Consider the following 19,534-nt stretch of genomic DNA (forward strand, 5'->3'; position numbering starts at 1 on the left):
ATGAAGTTCCGCAGCAATCTCTGGATCGGCGGCGCCCTCATCGCGGTCGTCGTCGCGGGCGGTGCGCTCGCCCCCTGGCTCGCCCATACCGATCCGGTGATGGACGCCAACCTGATGAATGCCGAGATGCCGCCCGGCTCCGAATTCTGGTTCGGCACCGATGCCCAGGGCCGCGACATCTACAGCCGCGTGCTGTACGGCGCGCGGGTCTCACTGACAGTCGGCATCGTCTCGCAGCTGATCAACACCTTCATCGGCGTCTGCCTCGGCATGTCTGCCGCCTATTGGGGCGGCTGGTGGGACGATCTCGTCAGCGGCCTGACCAACCTGATGCTGGCCATCCCCTCGCTGATCTTCGCGCTCGCGATCATGGCGATCCTGACACCGGGCCTGACCAGCCTTCTCATCGCGCTCGGCCTGACCAACTGGTCCTTCACCTGCCGCCTCTCGCGCGCCGCCACGCTCTCGATCAAGGAGCAGGGCTATGTCGAGGCGGCGCGCTCGCTCGGCTACACCGATACGCGCATCATGTTCCGGCAGGTTCTGCCCAATATCGCCGGGCCGATCATCGTCATCGGCACGCTCGGCATCGGCGGCGCCGTGCTGGCCGAAGCCTCGCTTTCGTTCCTCGGTCTCGGCATTCGCCCGCCCTTCCCGAGCTGGGGCTCGATGCTCTCCGACGCGCGCGACCAGATCACCACCGCGCCCTGGATCTCGATCTTCCCGGGCTTGGCGATCTTCATGACCGTGCTTGGCCTCAATCTGCTCGGCGACGGGCTGCGCGATGTTCTCGATCCGCATTCGCAGACCCGCAAAGCCTGACCAGCCGCCTCATCATCCCTGGACCGCGCCGATGACCACGCCATCCCCCAAGCCCGCCTGGACCGTGCCGGAATCGGATGAGGCGCCGCTGGAGAGCGTCCGCTTCCATGGCCTCAATGCCGGGCCGAAACTGCTCGTGCTCGGCGCCGTCCACGGCAACGAGACCTGCGGCCCCAACGCCATCGCCCGCATCATCGAGGATTGCCGGGCCGGTCGCCTGCTGATCAAGCGCGGCGAGGTCACCTTCGTGCCGGTGACCAATCCGAAGGCCTATCGCCAGAACACGCGCGAGGGCGACCGCAACCTCAACCGCGACATGTACGAGCGGCCGCAGCCCGTCGACAACGAGGACCGGATCGGCCGCCGGCTCTGCGCCCTGCTGCGCGAGCACGACATGCTGCTCGACGTCCATTCCTTCCGCGGCGAGGGCGAGCCCTTCGTCTTCTTCGGTCCGGAGAACAATACCGGCTCGCTCGAGTCCTTCCGGCATGATGCAGCCGAACTCGCGCTAGCGGCCTGCCTCGGGGTTCCCGTCGCGATCCATGGCTGGCTCGACAATTACGTGCAGATCATCGCCGCCCGCGAGCGCCTGAAACTGCCGCCGCTCGCGGTCACCGAAGGCTACGGCACGACCGAGTACATGCGCTTCGTCGGCGGCTATGCCGTGACCCTCGAATGCGGCCAGCATATCGATCCGGCCTCGATCGAAGTCGGCTATGTCGCGATCCGCAACACGCTGGCTCTGCTCGGTCTGGTCGATGCCTCGCCCCCGCCCTCGGCCCTGAAGACGATCATCCACATGGTCGATGTCGTGATCTGCGAGACGGAGGGCGACAAGGTCGAAGGCAACTGGAAGACTGGCGACGCCGTGCCGGCCGGCGCCGTGATGGCGCGCCGCGCCGATGGCACCGCGGTGACAGCGCCAGTCGACGGCTTCATCATCTTCCCCAGTGCGACCGCCAAACCCGGCGAGCCGATCTGCCATTTCGGCGTCGCCAGCAAGCGCAGGCCCTGACAGGGCCTCCCCGTCATGCTCGGCCTTGTGCCGAGCATCCACGTCTTGAACGCCGCACGTCATCAAGGAAGACGTGGATGGTCGGGACAAGCCCGACCATGACGGAAAGACCGCCAGTGCGAGCGCAGCCGCCGCTACTGGTGGAACGTCCAGAGCAGGCTCTCGCTCAAGCCCTTCAGCGCCTCGACCGCGTCGGGCCGCTCTCGTGCGACGGCGGTGACCAGCGCGTCGGCCAGCGCGAAGATCGCGCTCGGCGAGTTCGGCAGCAGCCGGTTCCGCGCCGGGGCGAAGAGCGGGAAATCGGCGATTAGCGCCAGCGGCGAGGTCAGGGCATCGGTCAGCGCCAGCACCGGCGTGCCGCGCTTCCTGGCGAAATTGCAGAGTTCGACGGTCGTGCGCGAATAGCGCGGCATCGAGATCGCGATCACCAAGTCGTCCGGCCCGGCCGAGAGCATGTGCCGCATCGCATGCGCCGGGCCCCCGCGCGAAGCGGCGAAGATCACGTCGGCATCGAGATAGAGCGCGAGCCCATCCTCGAGAAATGACGCGACATGGTGGCTCGCGCCGGTGCCGATGACGAAGATGCGCTGCGCCTTGAGCAGGGCGGCGACCGCGCCCGTGACCGTAGCCTCGTCCAGCCCGGCGATCGCCTCCTCGATATTGGCAGCCCCGTCCTTGAGCGCTCCGGCCAGCGTGGCGTAGGGCGATGCGGCGACACTGCGGGCATCGACCATGCTCGCCACCGGCGCCATGGCGAGCTTCAGCGCGTCGGACAGCGCCGTACGGAACTCTCCGTAATTGCCGTAGCCCAGCGCCCGCACGAAGCGGGTCACGGTCGCAGTCGAGGCACCGCTCTTCTCGGCCAGGCGATCGATCGTCATCGTCGCGCTGTCGAGCGGGTTCTGCAGCACGAAATCGGCCGCCTTGCGATGCCCGTTGCTGAGCGACGGGTAGACCTTGGCGATCCGGTTCGCCAGATCCGTCGTCGCTTTCAGAACCGGTGACATCAGGCGTTCATCCGATTGACGTTGGATAATTTTCATGTTTGCTAGCCAACGAAAATAAACTTGTCAAAAGCTGACTAACAGATCCACGGGAACGGAGAGTCGTGATGCGCAAGCAGCTATTGCTCGCATGTGTTGCCGGAGCCTGCCTGACCGGCGCTCCCGCCTGGTCGCAGACCCTGAAGATCGCGCTCGCCTCCGAGCCGACGGCAGTCGATCCGCACTACCACGACCTCACGCCGAACAATGCGCTCGCCGCGCATATCTTCGATTCGCTCGTCCTCCAGGACGAGAAGCAGCTGCTCCAGCCCGGCCTCGCGACTTCCTGGTCGAATGACGGCAAGACCACCTGGACCTTCAAGCTGCGCCCCGGCGTCAGCTTCTCGAACGGCAAGCCCTTCACGGCCGAGGATGTCGTCTTCACCTTCTGCCGCACGCTGAAGAACGAGACCAAGGTCTCCGGCTCCTTCGCCGACATCACCGGCGCCTTCGAGAAGGTCGAGACGCCCGATCCGCAGACGCTCGTCATCACCACCAAGGCGCCCGAGCCACTGCTGCCGAACCTGCTTTCCGGACTGCCGATCCTGAGCGCCTCGATCGTCGAGCACGGCCCGATCAGCTACGACATCGCGAAGAATTGCGGCGTCACCGGCGCCTGGCCGGCGGTCAATGATTTCAACGACGGCAAGTCCGCTGTCGGCACCGGCCCCTACAAGCTCAAGAGCTATGTCCGCGGCTCGGCCATCGAGCTCGAGCGCAACCCCACCTACTGGGGCCCGGCCGAGCCCTGGGCCACCGTGCGCTTCGTGCCGGTGACCAATGCCGGCCCGCGTCTCGCCGGCCTGCTCGCCGGCGACTATGACGTGATCGAGAACCCGGCGGCGCGCGATCTCGGCCGCATCCGCAACGACAAGCGCTTCGGCCATGTCGTCACCCCCTCGACCCGCGTCATCTATTTCCAGCTCGATGTCGGCCGCGACCAGAGCCCCTTCGTCAAGGCCCCGGACGGCAAGAACCCGCTCAAGGACGCGCGCGTGCGCAAGGCGATGTCGCTGGCGATCGACCGTGACGCCATCGTCAAGCGTCTGATGGATGGCGCGGCCGAGCCGGCCTACCAGTACCTGCCGACCGGCATGTTCGGCACGATCCCGAACCCGGCCAAGCTCGAATACGATCCTGCCGCCGCCAAGAAGCTGCTCGCGGAAGCCGGCTATCCCAACGGCTTCCAGGTCACGCTCTCGACCACCAATGACCGCTACATCAACGACAGCCAGATCACCCAGGCGGTCGCGCAATACCTGACCCAGATCGGCATCAAGGCCGAGGTCGACGCGATGACCCGCGCGATCTATTTCCCGCGCCGCGCCAAGAAGGAATTCAGCGTCGCGCTCGGCGGCTGGGGCTCCAGCACCGGCGAGGCCTCGTCCTTCCTGCGCCAGTGGCCGCCGACCCCCGACGACGCCAAGACCATCGGCGGCTCGAACTACGGCGACTACAAGAACGACGAGTTCGACAAGACGATCCGCGCCGCGATCTCGACCCTCGACGACGCCAAGCGCTCCGAGCTGCTGCAGCAATCGGCCAAGCTCGTCCTCGCCGACAACGCCTTCATCCCGCTGCATTTCGAAAGCGGCATCTGGGCCTACAAGTCCGAGCTCAAGGTCGAAGGCCGCGCCGACCAGTTCACGCTGGCCATGTCGGTAAAGCCGGCCAAGTAAGCCTGATCCAAGTAACCTGATCCCAGTGAGCCCGATCCCGGTGAGCCAGGCCCGCATCGCCAAGAGCATGGGCCGTCAGCAATGACGGCCTATGTGCTGCAGCGGCTGATCCAGAGCATCTTCGTGCTGCTGGCAGTCTCGGTCGTGGTCTTCTTCGCCGTCTACGGCATCGGCGATCCGATCGAGCTCCTGGTCTCGCCGCAGGTCAGCGCGGCCGAGCGCACGGCGCTGATCCAGCGGCTCGGGCTCGACCTGCCGGTCTGGCAGCAATATTTCGTCTTCATGGGCAATGCCCTCAAGGGCGATCTCGGCCGTTCCTTCGTCCACGGCGTCCCGGCGATCGAGCTGATCCTCGCCCGCCTCCCGGCGACCTTCGAGCTCGTGCTGCTGGCGATGACGATCGCGGTCGCGCTTGGCGTGCCGCTCGGCCTCCTGGCCGGGCTCGATCCCGAAAGCCGCCCGGCTCGCATCATCATGGCCGGCACAGTGCTCGGCTATTCCCTGCCGAATTTCTGGAAGGGCATGATGCTGATCCTGCTCTTCGCAGTGGTCCTCGGCTGGGTGCCGACGGCGGGGCGCGGCGAGACTGTCTCCTTCCTCGGCGTCCAGACCAGCCTGTTCACGCTCGACGGGCTCCACCACCTGATCATGCCCGCCCTCAACCTCGCCATTCCCAACATGGCGCTGATGGTCAGCCTCGTCGCCGCCGGCACGGCCGAGACGATGACGCAGGACTACGTCAAATACGCTCGCGCCAAGGGCGTGCGCCGCCGCCGCATCGTCGGCCGGCACGTGCTGCGCAACATCCTGATCCCGGTCGTCACCGTGGTCGGCGTCGAATTCGGCAGTCTCGTCGCCTTCTCGACCATCACCGAGACGGTCTTCGCCTGGCCGGGCATGGGCAAGCTCCTGATCGACTCGATCTACCAGCTCGACCGGCCCGTGGTCGTCGCTTACGTCCTGCTCGCGACCCTGCTCTTCGTCGCGGTCAACTTCCTCGTCGACATCCTCTATGCCGCGCTCGACCCGCGCGTGAAGCTGACCGGAGAGATGGCATGAGCGCGCCCGACACCAGCGCGCCGCGCGTCCCCGCCTATGCCGATACGCCCCTGCGGCAGAAGGTGCTGCGCCGCATCCGCAACCGGCCGACGACGCGCGGCGCCGCGATCCTGCTCGGCATCCTCGTGCTGCTCGCGCTGCTCGCCCCGGTGATCGCGCCGCAGAACCCGCATGATCTCGCCTCGCTCAGCGTGATGGACAACCGGCTGCCGCCGGGCGAGGCCGGCATGAACGGCATCACCTACTGGCTCGGCACCGACTCGCAGGGCCGCGACATGCTGAGCGCCATCCTCTACGGCCTGCGCACCAGCCTGCTCGTCGGCCTCTCCGCCACGGCCGGCGCACTGTTCATCGGCATCATGGCCGGGCTCGTCGCGGCGCAGTTCGGCGGCGCGGTCGATGCCGTCATCATGCGCATCGTCGACTTCATGCTCGGCTTCCCCTCGATCCTCGTCGCGCTCGTGCTGCTCGCCTCGATCGGCCGCGGCGTCGACAAGGTCATCCTCGCCATCGTGCTCGTGCAATGGGCGCAATATGCAAGGCTGATGCGGGCGGCGGCTCTGGTCGAGCGGCGCAAGGAATATATCGAGGCCGCGGTCAATTTCGGCCTGCCGACGCGCCATATCATGCTCGCTCACCTGCTGCCGAATTCGGTCGGCTCGGTGCTCGTCGTCGCGACGATCAGCATCGCCTCGGCGATCACGCTGGAAGCCACCCTCTCCTTCCTCGGCGTCGGCGTGCCGGTGACCCAGCCCTCGCTCGGCCTGCTGATCGCCAATGGCTTCGAGTTCCTGCTTTCCGGCGAATACTGGATCGCGGTCTTCCCCGGCATCGCGCTGGTGCTCCTGATCATGTCGCTCAACCTCGTCGGCACGCGCCTGCGCCGCAGCTTCAACGTGCGTAGCTCATGAGCGACGCGCTGCTCGATGTCCGCGGTCTCAGGACCGTGTTCCACGCGCTCGACGGTGCCTGGCCAGCGGTCGATGGCGTCGACCTGACGGTCAGGCGTGGCGAGGTGCTCGGTCTCGTCGGCGAATCCGGTTCGGGCAAGTCCGTCACCGGCTTCTCCCTGGTCCAGCTCATCGACCCGCCCGGCGAGATCGTCGCCGGCGAGATCCTTTTCGATGGCGAGGACCTGCGTGCCGCCTCGGACGAGCGGCTGCGCAGCCTGCGCGGCGACCGCATCGCCATGATCTTCCAGGACCCGCTGATGACGCTGAACCCGGTGCTCAGCATCGGCGAACAGATGAGCGAAGCGATCCTGGAACATCGCGATGTCTCCAGGCAGGACGCGCTCGCCGAAGCTGCCAAAGCGCTCGCCCGCGTCGGCATCTCCTCGCCCGAGGCCCGGTTGAAGCAATACCCGCACGAGTTCTCTGGCGGCATGCGCCAGCGCGTCGCGATCGCGACCGCGCTGCTCAACGCCCCCGACCTGATCATCGCCGACGAGCCGACGACCGCGCTCGACGTCACCATCCAGAGCCAGATCCTATTCGAGGTCCAGAAGCTCAGCCGCGATTCATCGACGGCCGTGCTCTGGATCACCCACGACCTCGCCGTCGTCGCCGAGCTCGCCGACCGGGTCGCGGTCATGTATGCCGGCCGCATCGTCGAGATCGGCCCGGTCGACACCGTGCTCGACCGGCCGCGCCATCCCTATACGCTCGGCCTGCTCAATTCCTCCGCGGCGATGGTCGAGGTCGGCCAGCGCCTGAACCAGATCGACGGCGTCGCGCCGCGCATCGATTCACGCCCGAGCGGCTGCCCGTTCCGGCCACGCTGTGCCCGGGTCCTGCCTGTTTGTGCCGAGCAGGATCCCGCCCCGCAGAGCGAAGGCGAACGCGCCTTCCGCTGCCACAACCCCGTTCCGCAGACCGAGCCGGCATGACCACGCCCTTCTTCGAACTGCGCGGCATCAAGAAGCACTTTCGCGGCAAGGTCACCCTCGCCGAGCGCATCCTCTCGGCCGTGGGCCAGGGCAAGCCGGCGCCGGTCCTGCGTGCCGTCGACGGTGTCGACCTCTCGATCAGCCACGGCGAGGTGCTCGGCCTCGTCGGCGAATCCGGCTGCGGCAAGTCCACGCTGGCGCGCATTGCCACCGGCATCCTGCAGCCGAGCGAAGGCGAAGTCGTCTATGACCAGAAGCCCGTCGCCACGCTGAGCGGCAAGGCGCGCCTCGACTTCCTGCTCAAGGTCCAGATGATCTTCCAGGACCCTTACGCCTCGCTCGATCCCCGCATGAAGGTCAGCCGCATCGTCGGCGAGGCGCTCTCGGTCCACAAGCTCCTGCCCAAGGCCGAGATCGAGCCCGCCGTCGACAAGGCCCTCGCCGAGGTGGGGCTCGACCTCGCCTATCGCGACCGCTACCCGCACCAGTTCTCCGGTGGCCAGCGCCAGCGCATCGGCATCGCCCGCGCTCTTGCAGTGAAGCCCGATTTCCTCGTCTGCGACGAGCCCGTGTCAGCGCTCGACGTCTCCATTCAGGCGCAGGTGATCAACCTGTTCATGGATATCCGCCAGCGCTACGGCCTGACCTATCTCTTCGTCAGCCATGATCTCGGGCTGGTGCGCCATATCAGCGACCGCGTCGCGATCATGTATCTCGGCCGCATCGTCGAGATCGGTCCCGCCGCCGACATCTTCGCGACGCCGGCCCACCCCTATAGCGCCGCCCTGATCAAGGCGATTCCCTCGGCCTCCAGGCGCAAGCGCGATTTCCAGCCGCTGAAGGGCGAGCTGCCCTCGCCGCTCGCCCCGCCCTCGGGCTGCCCGTTCCATCCGCGCTGCGAGCAGGCCATGCCGGTCTGCCGCGAGGTCCGGCCGAAGCTCGCCGAGATCGCGCCCGGCCGCAGCGCCGCCTGCCATTTGCACACGACTCCGGAGACGGCATGACCACCGCGACGCTCACCCCCGAAATCGGCCGCTCCGCCCTGCCCTTCACCGACCGCTTCCACCCGGAGCGGCCGCTCGAGGTGAATTTCTACCGGCCGGCCGCACATGGTCCCGACGACCCGGTCGTATTCGTCCAGCACGGCATGCTGCGCAATGGCGACGACTATCGCGACTTCTGGATCCCGGCCGCCGAGAAGCACAACATCCTCATCGCCGCCCCGACCTTCGGCAACGAGCATTTCCCGCAGGCCGAGGGCTATAATAACGGCCTCGTCATCGGCGCAGACGGCGCGGTCGCGGCACGCGATAACTGGCTTTACGGCGTGCCGGCCCGCGTCTTCGCAGCGCTGCGGCAGGGCGGCGTCACCCGCCTGTCCAAGCCGCGCATCTTCGGCCATTCGGCCGGCGGCCAGTTCGTCCACCGCATGCTGGCGACGCAGGACGATGTTCCCTTCGAGATGGCCTTCGCCGCCAATTCCGGCTGGTACACGCTGCCAACGCTCGAGCGCCATTTCCCTGAAGGGCTTGGCGGCCTCGGCGTCGACCAGAGCGCCCTGGCACGCTGGTTCGCCTACCCGATGATCATCTTCGCCGGCGACCAGGACATCAACACCGGCGACCCCAACCTGCCGGCGGCCGCCGAGGCGTTGGCCCAGGGCCCGCATCGCTTCGCCCGCGCCCATTTCATGCACGACTTCGCCAGGCGCGAGGCCGGGCGGCTCGGCCTGCCCTTCAACTGGCAGCTGATCACGGTCGGCGGCGTCGGCCATGACGGCGCGGCAATGTCGCGCGCGGCGGCGGCCTACTGGTTCGAGGGCGGCCGCATCCCGCCCATCGAGGAATTGCAGCTCCAGGCCGCGCCGGTGCTCTGAGCACCCCCGCGGCTGCGATCGCGCCTCGCCCTGCGACGGTGAGGACACCAGCGTCGGCGCCCCGCCCGCCCTATGAACCGACGAACGAGGCGACGTGGACGCGCCTCGTAAGGCCCCGAAACACGGCCGCTCGAGCGGAAACGCCCCGGCGCATCGGCGCCGGGGCGTTTCGTGGTGGGTGCAGTGGTGGTGCCGTCGCTTATTCGGCCGGCACACCGTGCAGGCTCGGCGCCGCCTGCGGCTGCTGGGCCTGGGCGACGACGCGCCGGCGCCAGGGCTTGAGCACGATGATCGCGACAAGCGAAGCCGTGATGTTCGCGCCGGCGGCGATCAGGAAGACTCCGTCCCACGAGCCCTCAGCCTGCTGCAGGTAGTTCGCGAACGGCACCAGCAGCGCGGCAGTGCCTTTCGCGGTGTAGAGCATGCCGGCGTTGGTCGCCGCGAATTTCGAGCCGAACGTGTCGGTGCAGGTGGCCGGGAACAGCGAGTAGATCTCGCCCCAAGCGAAGAACACGAAGCCTGAGAGCAGCACGAACCAGACCGGGTCATGGCCCCAGAGATAGAGCAGGAAGATGCCGAGGCCTTCCATGCCGAAGGCGATGAACATCGTATTTTCGCGGCCGATCTTGTCGGAGATCCATCCGAAGAATGGGCGCGTCAAGCCGTTCAGGATCCGGTCGATCGTGGCGGCGAAGGTCACCGTCGTCATGGTCAGGCCGACCAGGGTGACGTTGATCTTGTCGATATGCAGATCGGCCGCGATCGGTTTCAGGTTCGCAGTGATCATCAAGCCGCCGGCACCGACGGCAACGAACATCGCATACATCAGCCAGAAGATCGGCTGGCGCAGCACCTCGCCCGGCGCGTAGTCGCGCCGGCTCTGCACATTCGCCGCGTTGACGGCGGGGGGCGGTACCTGGCCCTTTTTCGGCGCGAGCAGGAAAAGCGCCATGATGCAGATGATCACGGCCTGGCCGATGCCGAAATTGATGAAGGCCGCCTGGTAGCCGGAATTCGCGATCATCGACTGGATCGGCGCGACGGTGAGTGCCGAGCCTGCGCCGAAGCCCGCCGCGGTGATACCGGCCGCCAGGCCGCGCTTGTCCGGGAACCATTTCAGCGCATTGGCGACGCAGGTGCCATAGACGGCGCCAGCACCGACGCCGGCGATGACTTGGCCGAGATAGAGTGCGTTGAGCGATTCGGCGAAGCCGTTGATCACCCAGCCGATGCCGCAGAGCACGCCGCCAAAGATCACGACCACACGCGGGCCATACTGGTCGACGAACCAGCCCTCAATCGGAACGAGCCAAGTTTCGAACAGCACGAAGAGCGTAAATGCCCACTGGATTGCTGCGCGATCCCAGCCGAACTTCTGCTGGATGTCGGGAACGAAGAAGGTCCAGCCGTACTGGAGGTTGGCGATCATCACCATGCAGATGACGCCGATGAGCAATTGCGTCCAACGATAGGTATCGCTGGCGCGTTGGCCGGGATCCCCGGCATGCAGCGCTGTGGTCATTTCCTATCCCTATATATGCTTCTTGCCGCGGTTCTTCGTCCCGCTTGGGCATATGCTGGTATATGTTATGCCAGACGACAAGCCGAATGATTCGGCGATCAACGCATTTTCGTGAACAATGGGCGCCGTGGCATTCATAATGCCAAAGCTTCGATCGCGGGCATGACCGGAACAAGTTGCTGGCCGCGATCAAGGGACGACAGTCGGTACCTTCAGGTGTCCGCACCGGTTCAGGCTGGAAACTAAGGTGGACCGCTGGTGGACTATTCGGGCAACGTGGTCGGTGAGGTGAGTGCAAAGCTCGACGCGATCAAGATTGCCGAGGCCCAAGGCGACCTCCCGCAGAATGTGAACTTCGCTGTGAAGGGAGCCCTCGCAGCAAGTTTCCTGGACGCCAAGCAGATCAACTACGAGGTAGGCGCACTTGGAGAGAAACGCGACCCGGCCGATCTCGCTGAGCAGAAGGCAAGCGCCTTCATCGCGTGCCGCTGAAGACGTTGACCCCACGCAGTTGAAATCAGCGAAGACAGTTGCGCTTGCCCTTGCAGCGGTTCTCGCCGGCTGTGACAGCTATTATGGGGTCACTCTGCGCCGACAGACCGACGAGGCACGGACTCTCTGCTTGTCGGGGCCGTTTTCGCCCCTGTGGCGTTTCTCACTCTTCCCAGATACCGGCGAACAGTCTGCCAGACGAATGTTCTCCACCTGCATCAACGCGGCCCGTCAAAAGGGCTTCGTTGAGCAGGCGGAATTGCCGTTCCCGGTCCCAGTTTTTCCCGCCGAGACAGAACATCGCCCACCAGACGCCAAAGCTGGAAGTGCAGGCACGCGGTAGCTGTCCCTTTTCAGTCAACGTCGCAGGATGGCTAGAACCGTCATCCATGACCTCAACCTGCTCACGGCAGCGCAGACCTGCGGACCTGTCACGCCGTTGGGCGAATCATACAAATTATTGAAATTACTAGTTTTTGGAATAAAACGCATTGGCTGGGGCGCCAGGATTCGAACCTGGGAATGGCGGTACCAAAAACCGCTGCCTTACCACTTGGCGACGCCCCAATGCGCCGCTGCCTTCTAGAATGCGGCGGCGCGCGGCGCAACTGGCGTCGCGGGCTTCCCACAGGGCTCGGCGCCCTCTGACATCTCTTCGTCAAATTTCCACAGATCGGGGGCTCGATGCTGTTGCACCTTGGCGCGGCGCTGGCTATAAGCCCGCCACCAGTTGATCGGAGTGTAGCGCAGTCTGGTAGCGCACCACGTTCGGGACGTGGGGGTCGCAGGTTCAAATCCTGCCACTCCGACCAAAATTTCCCGAGATAAATCCTTCAGGATTTCGAGCGTTTGAGATCGGGGCGCTGCTTCGGCGCGGCCCGCGGCCCGCCATTGCCCGGCTTGTGCAGGGGAAAGCGATATTTGGCGCTCAGGCGCAGCGGCCGGACTGCCCTGCCTCCTGTCGCATTATGGCTGGCGCGCCAGAACATCGCTCCAAGCGCCAGGCAAGGCATTGCGAAGGCCGTGACGAGCACGGCCCAGACCATCACGCTGGATGAGATCGGACCTTCAGCCAATGATCCCTCCTCACGTTCATCGACAACCGAACGCGGCATCGCGAGGATTGATCCACCGCCCCCCATCCGTAGGCGGCTCGTTCCAGCGGCTCAGTGCACCATATCACAATTCGTCGTCGGCTGCCCCGACTTGCTTCCGCCGGCGCGGCGCTTGCCACCAGATGCGGCAGCAACCTGGCGCGAATCGACATCCGGCGCGCCGCGGCCCAAGATGCCCTCACTGCAGTCATGGACGGTGCCAGCGATGAAGCGTTTGATTCGGATAGCCGGGATTCTCGCGATCACGGCCCTGCTGGCGGGCTGCGACAAATGCGGCGACCCGGTGAAGTTCACGCTGATCGATTCGCTGAAAAGCTGCTCCGACAGCAGTCCGCAGGGCTGAGCCCAAAGAAAAAGCCGGGGCATGCCCCGGCTTTTTCGTCTTCAACGGCAGGAAGGCTCAGCCGCGGCGGCGCAGCAGCGTCCAGCTCGCGCCGACCAGGCTCGTCGCCAGCGCCAGCTTGATCAGATCACCCAGCAGGAAGGGCTGCACGCCGAACTGGAAGGCCTTGGCGAAGCCGACGCCGGTGGCACCACCAGCCATTTGCGCGCCCAGCGCCAGCCAGGCGAAGCCGAGCCCGAGGATGAGCGCTTCCGCCGTGATCATGCCGGCGATCAGGCGCGCGACCGAGGCACCGCGCTCGGCCGCCCAGCCGGCGACATAGGCCGCCGCGACGAAACCGGCGAGGAAGCCGCCGGTCGGGCCGACGAGATAGGTCAGGCCGGCAGCAGCCGGGGGCGTGTTGGTGAAGACCGGCAGGCCGGCAAGGCCATAGGCGACATAGAGCGCGACGGTAGCCGCGCCGAGGCGGCGGCCATAGGCGGCGCCGAGGCCGAGTACGGCGAGCGTCTGCAGGGTGATCGGCACCGGCCAGAATGGCACCTTGACCTTGGCGGCGAGCACGAGCAGCAGGCTGCCGGCGACGGCGAGCGCGACATTGCGCGCGATCTCGGCGCGGCGGCCGGACACGCCCGGAAGCACTGCATTGACCAGGGTCGGAGCTGTGAGGGGAAGCATATCGGCCATTGGTGTCATCCTGTTGCATTTTGAAGCAGGAGCATGATTTCGGCGGCATGCTCTGGCGCCTGCATCTCGCAGCCGGCTTCCCTGTCTATAGGAAATGCGGCAAAGCCCCACAAGCCGAGCAACCGTGCGCGAACGGGCAGGCTGAGCAGAGAGGCCGCATGAGCGACGAGATCGAATTCGACCGCACCGCCACCACGCCCGCCGGCGAAGTGGCCGAGCTGAGCCCGCTGGTCCGCCGCATCATCGCCGGCAATAGCGGGCCGATGACCTTCACCGGCACCTGCACCTATATCATCGGCCGTGGCACGGTGGCTGTGCTCGATCCCGGCCCGGCCGATCCCGCCCATCTCGAACGCCTGCTGCGCGCGCTCGACGGTGAGACCGTCAGCCATATCCTGGTCAGCCACACCCATCGCGACCATTCGCCCGGCGTGCCGGCGCTGAAGGCCGCGACCGGCGGGATCGTCGCCGGTTGCCTGCCGCATCGCGCCGCGCGCGAGCTGGCGCTCGGTGAGATCAACCCGCTCGAAGGCGCCGCTGACCGCGACTATGCGCCCGAGCTTGCCATGCACGAGGGTGACACGATCACCGGCCCCGGCTGGACCCTGAGCGCCGTCGAGACGCCCGGCCACACCGCCAACCATCTCGCCTTCGCGCTCGCGGAAGAGCGGAGCCTGTTCTCGGCCGACCATGTCATGGCCTGGTCGACCAGCGTCATCGCCCCGCCGGACGGCTCGATGGTCGAGTTCATGGCCTCGATCGAGAAGCTGCGCGGCATGGAGCACGAGATCTACTGGCCGGGCCATGGCGGGCCGGTGAAGGAGCCGCAGCGCTTCCTGCGCGGGCTCGTCCAGCATCGCCGCCAGCGCGAGGCCGCGATCCTCAGCCGCCTCAAGGCGGGCGACGAGCGCATCGCCGAGATGGTGCCGCCGATCTACCAGGGCCTGCCGGCGACGCTGCATGGCGCCGCCTCGCTCTCCGTGCTGGCCCAGCTCGAAGATCTCGTCGCGCGCGGCCTCGTCCTCTGCGACGAGCCGATGCCCATGCTGGACAGCCGCTACCGCCTCGCCCGAGCGCTTTAGAGCATTTTCGAGCGAAGTGGATGCCGGTTCGCGTGAAGAAAATGCGTTAAAACAAAGGGATAGAGTATTTCCGCGCTTCGGTGAAGCGCGCAAATACTCTAGCGCTCGTCGTTGAGCTGCTCGACCTCGGCGGCGAAGGCGGCGATCCGCGCCGCGTTCATGCCGAGATCGTGCCAGCCGATCCGCGAGGCCGAACGGATGTCGATGCGGCTACCATCGGCACGCGGGCGCACCCTTATGGTGATGTCGTCGGCGAGGCGCAGCACGCGGCTGCGTGCCACGGCCTCGATCCGTCCCGCCCCGCTGCGCCCGCCCGGCCGCGACGCTTCGAGCACCTGCCAGCCCATCGCGACCGCCGCCTTGCGGGCGATGTCGAAGGCGATCTCGGCCGGCACCTCCAGCACGATCGGCAACGCCTTCGGATAGGCCTGGCGCTGCAGCCGCCGCTGCTCGGCCGGGACGTCCGGCGGCACGCGGCCAGTGCGGGCGCTGAGAGCGGCGCTGGAGCGGCTGAAGGCCGGTGGGTCGTCGATATCGGTCGAGATATCCGTGAGGGCCGGCAAGGTCGCGTATTTGAAACCGCCATAGGCGACCGGCGCCAGCATGATCAGCGCCAGCACGAAGGCCTGCGCCGCCATGCCGACGCCGCGATGTCCGGCCTGCCAGATCCGCATGAAGGCGAGCACCGCCATCAGCAGCGCCAGCAGCACGAGCCCATAGGCTCCGGCGATCGGTGTCAGGCCTTGCAGCGATGGCTCGCCCAGCCGGAAGATCAGCAGGGCGAGCAGCACGACCGTGATCGCGAACCAGACCAGCCGCCGGCTCCAGAGCGCGGCGCGCGAGATCGGCTCCTCGAAGACGAGACGGCGGTGCATGGCAATTAGGTGGCGGAGGCTGAAGCGGAAGGCAAGCATTCGCTGATGCGAAGCGACCTGCCGCCCCGCTTTTGCGTTGTCGGAGCGACGCTGCGGAGAGGGAGGCTCGGGAATGTTGAGAATTGGATCGATCGTCTGGGGCGTCCGCGACGTGCCGCAAGCCATCCACTTCTGGTGCGGCGCGCTGGATTATCAGCCGCTGCGCGCGCCCTCGCCCGACTGGGCCATTCTTGTGCCGAAACACGGGCCCGGCCCGCAAATGGCGATCACCCAGGTTTCCTCCGAAGCCGAGGACCATCAGCGCCACCATCTCGACCTCTATGCTGAAGACCGCGAGCGCGAGGTCGAACGCCTGATCGGGCTCGGCGCCCGCCGGGCCGAATGGCGCTATCCACCAGGCGCCGATTACGTGGTGCTGCGCGATCCCGATGGGAACAGCTTCTGCGTGATCGAGAAAGGGCCGCAGGCATTCGCCTAGGCTGCGCATCCGCACAGTGTTCAGCCGATCAGGCGATCGCCGGGATCGACCGGATCTTTGCGTGAGCTGCCCCGGCTTCCGCAACGATCGCTCGCTTGTTGCCAAATGACTCCCTTGCGGGTCACCGTGTCCCCGATCCGGAGCGTTGCCATGACGATCACCATCACCGCCTTTGAACGATCCCCCGATCGCGGCAGGGGGCTGGCGCGTGACATGCGCGTGCGCTGGGCGCTCGAGGAAGTCGGCCAACCCTATGACGTGCGGCTTGTCTCGTTCAAAGCGATGAAGCAGCCAGAACATCTCGCGCTGCATCCTTTCGGGCAGATTCCGACCTATGAGGAAGGCGATCTCGCCCTGTTCGAGTCGGGGGCGATCGTGTTCCATATCGCCGAGCGCCATGCCGGCCTGCTGCCGGGCGATGCGAATGGCCGGGCGCGCGCGATCACCTGGATGTTCGCGGCGCTCAACACGGTGGAACCGCCGATTTTCGACCGCGCCCTCGCGACGATTCTCGAGCGGAACGAGCCCTGGTACGAGCAGCGCCTTCATGCTCTGGAAAACGGCATCCGCAAGCGGCTGGCCGACCTTTCCAGCCACCTTGGCGGTGCCGACTGGCTCGACGGAGCGTTCAGCGCCGGTGACCTCCTCATGGTGACGGTGCTGCGCAGGTTGAACGGATCAGGCATCCTCGAGGAGTACCCGAACCTGCCGGACTATGTTGCGCGTGGCGAAGCACGGCCCGCCTATAAGCGCGCCTTCGACGCTCAATTGGCAGTCTTCACCGCGGCTTCTGCCAACTGATAGAGGCTTGCTCAGGGCTCATCAGCCGGCTTGACGCCTGGCGCTTGTGCGCGCGCTCGACCCAAATTAAGTGCCGGCACCCCAGACTGCCCAGATAAACTTCCGCCCGCCTCCACATTGCTGACATTCCTCCTTTCCGATCCGGGAATTCCGCGATGAGGTGCGGGGCCACAAGCACGTGGGAATATCCATTACGTAGGCCAAGCCGCCAATTCCATTGAAGCCTCCTGCTTGACCACTATCGGGTTCGGGCGCGTACTGCCGCAATACGCTTTCGCCAAGCTGCAATCGACCAGCTATTCGGTCCGACGGGGGGCTCCACATGGCAAAGTTCGGTTTCGGCTTCCTTGCGGCGACGGCTCTTCTTACCTTGACCAGCGTCTCGGCAGGCGGCCAGCAGGTTCCGGGCTCGCCCGGAGCCACGGCCACACTGACGGGCAAGCAACTCCCCCCGCCCGATCCGGCATTCGGCGGAGTGATCAATCAGAAAGCATCCGACTCGCGCGCGTGGTGGGCACCGCGCGTCGTGCCGCCGAAAGGAGCGCCCAACGTCCTGCTGATCATGACCGACGATGTCGGCTTCGGCGCGCCGAGCACGTTCGGCGGCGTCGTGCCGACGCCGGCGCTCGATCGAATTGCGAATAGCGGATTGCGCTACACGAATTTCCACTCGACCGCGCTGTGCTCGCCGACGCGTGCGGCGCTGATCACCGGCCGCAACCATCACGTTGCGGGCTTCGGCGTAGTCGGCGAAGCAGCAACCGGCTTTCCCGGCTACAACTCGATCATCCGCAAGGAGAATGGCACCATCGGCGCGATCCTGAAGGAGAACGGCTACGCGACCTCGTGGTTCGGCAAGAACCACAACACGCCCTTCTATCAGGCGACCCGGGCCGGACCGTTCGATCAATGGCCGAATGGCCTGGGCTTCGAGTATTTCTATGGCTTCGTCGGTGGTGACGCCAGCCAGTGGCAACCGAACCTCTACCGCAACACCACCGCGATCTATCCTTTCGAGGGCAAGACGGGCTGGAACCTGACGACGTCCATGGCCGACGAGGCCATTCAGTACATGCGGGACCTCAAGGCCGTCGCGCCTGAAAAGCCGTTCCTCGTCTACTACGTCCCGGGCGGCACCCACGCCCCGCATCATCCTACGCCGGACTGGATCAAGAAGATCAGTGACATGCGGCTCTTCGACGACGGCTGGAACAAGCTGCGCGAGACCATATTCGCGAACCAGAAGCGGCTCGGCATCATGCCGGCCGACGCCAGGCTGACACCATGGCCGAAGGAATTGCCGGAATGGGATTCGCTCGGCTGGGAAGAAAAAAGGCTCTTCACCAAACAGATGGACGTCTATGGCGCCTATCTGGCTTACACCGACAATGAGATCGGCCGCGTCATTCAAGCCGTCGAAGACCTCGGCGAACGCGACAATACCTTGATCATCTATATCAGCGGCGACAACGGCCCGAGTGCCGAGGGCATGATCAACGGCACGCCGAACGAGCTCACCTACTTCAATGGCGTTCAGGTGCCCGTGAAGGACCAGTTCCTCTGGTACCCGTTCTGGGGATCGGAGCGGACCTTTCCGCATTTCTCGGCCGGCTGGGCCTGGGCGATGAGCACGCCGTTCAAATGGGTCAAGCAGGTGGCGTCCCATTTCGGCGGCACCGCCCAGGGCGTGGCCATGTCGTGGCCCGGCCATATCAATGACGTGGGCGGCATTCGCCGCCAGTTCCATCATGTGATCGATATCGCGCCGACGATCCTCGACGCAGCCGGCATCCCGTGGCCGGAGGCGATCGACGGCATCAGGCAGCGGCCCATCGATGGCGTGAGCATGGCATACACATGGGACAAGGCCAGCGCCGACGCGCCGAGCCGGCGCACCACGCAGTATTTCGAGATGCTCGGCAATCGCGCCATTTATCATGACGGATGGGTCGCGGCGACGACGCCCGCGAACCTGCCCTGGGCACCGGCCACCGGCACGCCGCCCGACGTGATTACCGGTTACAACTGGGAACTCTATAATGTCGCTGCGGACCCGACCCAGTCCAATGACCTGGCCTCCCAGCAGCCGGAGAGGCTGAAGCAATTACAGGATCTCTTTTACTCCGAAGCGCAAAAACATGACGTGCTGCCGCTCGACAATTCGACGCTCGCCCGCTTCATCACGCCCCGCCCGAGCCTGACCGCGGGACGAACGGAGTTCACCTATACTGGAAGGCTGACCGGCGTGCCCAATAGTGGCTCCCCCAGCACCTTGAACAAATCCTACACGATCACCGCCGAGGTCACCGTGCCCGATGGCGGCGCCGAAGGCATGATCGTCACCGATGGCGGCCGCTTCGGTGGCTATGCGCTCTTCCTCAGCAAAGGCGAATTCGGCTTCGGCCGGGGCAAGCCGGTGTTCCTGTACAACCTGCTCGACCTCAAGCGCACGATCTGGGAAGGGCCCGAGCTGGCTCCGGGCAAGCATACCATCGTCTTCGACTTCAAATCCGATGGCCCGGGCCTGGGCAAGGGAGGCACGGGCGTGCTGTCCGTGGACGGCAAGCAGGTCGCCAGCAATTCCCTGGAGCATACCACCCCCGTCGGCTTCCCTGAGGATGAAAGCTTCGACATCGGCCAAGACACCCGCACCGGGGTCGCGCTGTTGGAGCATCGCTACGACGTCCCGTTCAGGTTCACCGGCGAAATCAACAAGCTGACCTTCAAGCTCGTGCCGCCGCAATGAGGGAGGCGCGACCG

20 protein-coding genes and 2 tRNA genes are annotated in these 19,534 nt (G+C 65.8%); 15 read left to right on the forward strand and 7 right to left on the reverse strand.

All coding sequences use genetic code 11. The annotated features are described in order from the left end of the window. Both EV560_RS02695 and EV560_RS02700 read left to right on the forward strand, forming a co-directional pair. The gene (locus EV560_RS02695; protein WP_131853738.1) at window positions 1-822 is read left to right on the forward strand and encodes an ABC transporter permease; all 822 of its coding nucleotides are present in this window, start codon (window positions 1-3) and stop codon (window positions 820-822) included. Between the two features lie 31 nt (window positions 823-853). Further along, on the forward strand, window positions 854-1,837 hold the full coding sequence (locus tag EV560_RS02700) for a succinylglutamate desuccinylase/aspartoacylase family protein (RefSeq protein ID WP_131853740.1): 984 nt from the start codon (window positions 854-856) through the stop codon (window positions 1,835-1,837). 134 nt (window positions 1,838-1,971) lie between these two features. On the opposite strand, the gene EV560_RS02705 is transcribed toward EV560_RS02700, so the two are convergent. Further along, window positions 1,972-2,844 carry a MurR/RpiR family transcriptional regulator gene (locus tag EV560_RS02705; RefSeq protein WP_165923288.1) on the reverse strand — a complete coding sequence of 291 codons (873 nt, stop codon included), beginning with the start codon at window positions 2,842-2,844 and terminating at the stop codon, window positions 1,972-1,974. 104 nt (window positions 2,845-2,948) lie between these two features. Here EV560_RS02705 and EV560_RS02710 point away from each other — a divergent pair, with 104 nt between their 5' ends. The 6 genes from EV560_RS02710 (at window position 2,949) to EV560_RS02735 (ending at window position 9,382) form a co-directional block, all read left to right on the forward strand. Then, complete coding sequence (locus tag EV560_RS02710; protein ID WP_131853745.1) at window positions 2,949-4,559, forward strand: ABC transporter substrate-binding protein; 1,611 nt, start codon at window positions 2,949-2,951, stop codon at window positions 4,557-4,559. An 81-nt stretch (window positions 4,560-4,640) separates the two neighbouring features. Further along, a complete protein-coding gene (locus EV560_RS02715; protein ID WP_131853747.1) occupies window positions 4,641-5,618 on the forward strand; it encodes an ABC transporter permease in 978 nt (325 codons plus the stop codon). After that, window positions 5,615-6,529, forward strand: coding sequence for an ABC transporter permease (locus EV560_RS02720; RefSeq protein WP_131853749.1), 915 nt, complete (start codon window positions 5,615-5,617; stop codon window positions 6,527-6,529). The genes EV560_RS02715 and EV560_RS02720 overlap by 4 nt, the downstream gene beginning before the upstream one ends. Beyond that, window positions 6,526-7,506: an ABC transporter ATP-binding protein gene (locus EV560_RS02725; protein WP_131853751.1), complete on the forward strand. Its 981-nt coding sequence runs from the start codon at window positions 6,526-6,528 to the stop codon at window positions 7,504-7,506. The genes EV560_RS02720 and EV560_RS02725 overlap by 4 nt, the downstream gene beginning before the upstream one ends. Further along, complete coding sequence (locus EV560_RS02730; RefSeq protein WP_131853753.1) at window positions 7,503-8,510, forward strand: ABC transporter ATP-binding protein; 1,008 nt, start codon at window positions 7,503-7,505, stop codon at window positions 8,508-8,510. The genes EV560_RS02725 and EV560_RS02730 overlap by 4 nt, the downstream gene beginning before the upstream one ends. Then, a complete protein-coding gene (locus EV560_RS02735; protein ID WP_131853755.1) occupies window positions 8,507-9,382 on the forward strand; it encodes an alpha/beta hydrolase family protein in 876 nt (291 codons plus the stop codon). The genes EV560_RS02730 and EV560_RS02735 overlap by 4 nt, the downstream gene beginning before the upstream one ends. Window positions 9,383-9,581: 199 nt before the next feature. Here EV560_RS02735 and oxlT read toward each other — a convergent pair whose 3' ends face one another. Continuing rightward, the gene (gene oxlT / locus EV560_RS02740; RefSeq protein ID WP_131853757.1) at window positions 9,582-10,904 is read right to left on the reverse strand and encodes an oxalate/formate MFS antiporter; all 1,323 of its coding nucleotides are present in this window, start codon (window positions 10,902-10,904) and stop codon (window positions 9,582-9,584) included. Between the two features lie 258 nt (window positions 10,905-11,162). On the opposite strand from oxlT, the gene EV560_RS02745 reads away from it, so the two are divergent. Continuing rightward, window positions 11,163-11,396 (forward strand): hypothetical protein, encoded by a 234-nt coding sequence (locus EV560_RS02745; RefSeq protein ID WP_131853758.1) that lies wholly within the window; start codon window positions 11,163-11,165, stop codon window positions 11,394-11,396. 163 nt (window positions 11,397-11,559) lie between these two features. Here EV560_RS02745 and EV560_RS02750 read toward each other — a convergent pair whose 3' ends face one another. Then, a complete protein-coding gene (locus EV560_RS02750; protein ID WP_131853759.1) occupies window positions 11,560-11,787 on the reverse strand; it encodes a PDDEXK family nuclease in 228 nt (75 codons plus the stop codon). A 101-nt stretch (window positions 11,788-11,888) separates the two neighbouring features. Further along, a tRNA-Gln gene (locus tag EV560_RS02755) sits at window positions 11,889-11,963 on the reverse strand. Between the two features lie 168 nt (window positions 11,964-12,131). On the opposite strand from EV560_RS02755, the gene EV560_RS02760 reads away from it, so the two are divergent. Further along, window positions 12,132-12,208 (forward strand) — tRNA-Pro (locus EV560_RS02760). Between the two features lie 21 nt (window positions 12,209-12,229). On the opposite strand, the gene EV560_RS02765 is transcribed toward EV560_RS02760, so the two are convergent. Further along, entirely contained in the window at window positions 12,230-12,472 is a 243-nt protein-coding gene (locus EV560_RS02765; RefSeq protein WP_131853760.1) for a hypothetical protein, read from the reverse strand. A gap of 244 nt (window positions 12,473-12,716) precedes the next feature. Between EV560_RS02765 and EV560_RS35660 the strand changes: the two genes are divergently transcribed. Then, on the forward strand, window positions 12,717-12,854 hold the full coding sequence (locus EV560_RS35660) for a hypothetical protein (RefSeq protein ID WP_165923289.1): 138 nt from the start codon (window positions 12,717-12,719) through the stop codon (window positions 12,852-12,854). Between the two features lie 57 nt (window positions 12,855-12,911). On the opposite strand, the gene EV560_RS02770 is transcribed toward EV560_RS35660, so the two are convergent. Next, the gene (locus EV560_RS02770) at window positions 12,912-13,538 is read right to left on the reverse strand and encodes a biotin transporter BioY (RefSeq protein WP_248311861.1); all 627 of its coding nucleotides are present in this window, start codon (window positions 13,536-13,538) and stop codon (window positions 12,912-12,914) included. Between the two features lie 158 nt (window positions 13,539-13,696). Between EV560_RS02770 and EV560_RS02775 the strand changes: the two genes are divergently transcribed. Next, window positions 13,697-14,620, forward strand: a complete 924-nt coding sequence (locus EV560_RS02775; protein WP_131853761.1) for an MBL fold metallo-hydrolase — start codon at window positions 13,697-13,699, stop codon at window positions 14,618-14,620. A gap of 98 nt (window positions 14,621-14,718) precedes the next feature. Here the strand turns inward: EV560_RS02775 and EV560_RS02780 are convergent, their stop codons facing one another. After that, complete coding sequence (locus tag EV560_RS02780) at window positions 14,719-15,495, reverse strand: DUF1499 domain-containing protein (protein ID WP_131853762.1); 777 nt, start codon at window positions 15,493-15,495, stop codon at window positions 14,719-14,721. A 112-nt stretch (window positions 15,496-15,607) separates the two neighbouring features. On the opposite strand from EV560_RS02780, the gene EV560_RS02785 reads away from it, so the two are divergent. The 3 genes from EV560_RS02785 (at window position 15,608) to EV560_RS02795 (ending at window position 19,520) form a co-directional block, all read left to right on the forward strand. Next, window positions 15,608-15,973, forward strand: coding sequence for a VOC family protein (locus tag EV560_RS02785; protein WP_131853763.1), 366 nt, complete (start codon window positions 15,608-15,610; stop codon window positions 15,971-15,973). A 150-nt stretch (window positions 15,974-16,123) separates the two neighbouring features. After that, window positions 16,124-16,774, forward strand: a complete 651-nt coding sequence (locus EV560_RS02790) for a glutathione S-transferase family protein (RefSeq protein ID WP_131853764.1) — start codon at window positions 16,124-16,126, stop codon at window positions 16,772-16,774. Window positions 16,775-17,096: 322 nt separating this feature from the next. Further along, complete coding sequence (locus EV560_RS02795; RefSeq protein ID WP_131853765.1) at window positions 17,097-19,520, forward strand: arylsulfatase; 2,424 nt, start codon at window positions 17,097-17,099, stop codon at window positions 19,518-19,520. The last annotated feature ends 14 nt before the right edge of the window (window positions 19,521-19,534 follow it).

The sequence above is a fragment of the Allobosea sp. BK604 genome (assembly GCF_004341515.1).
Classification (GTDB): domain Bacteria; phylum Pseudomonadota; class Alphaproteobacteria; order Rhizobiales; family Beijerinckiaceae; genus Allobosea.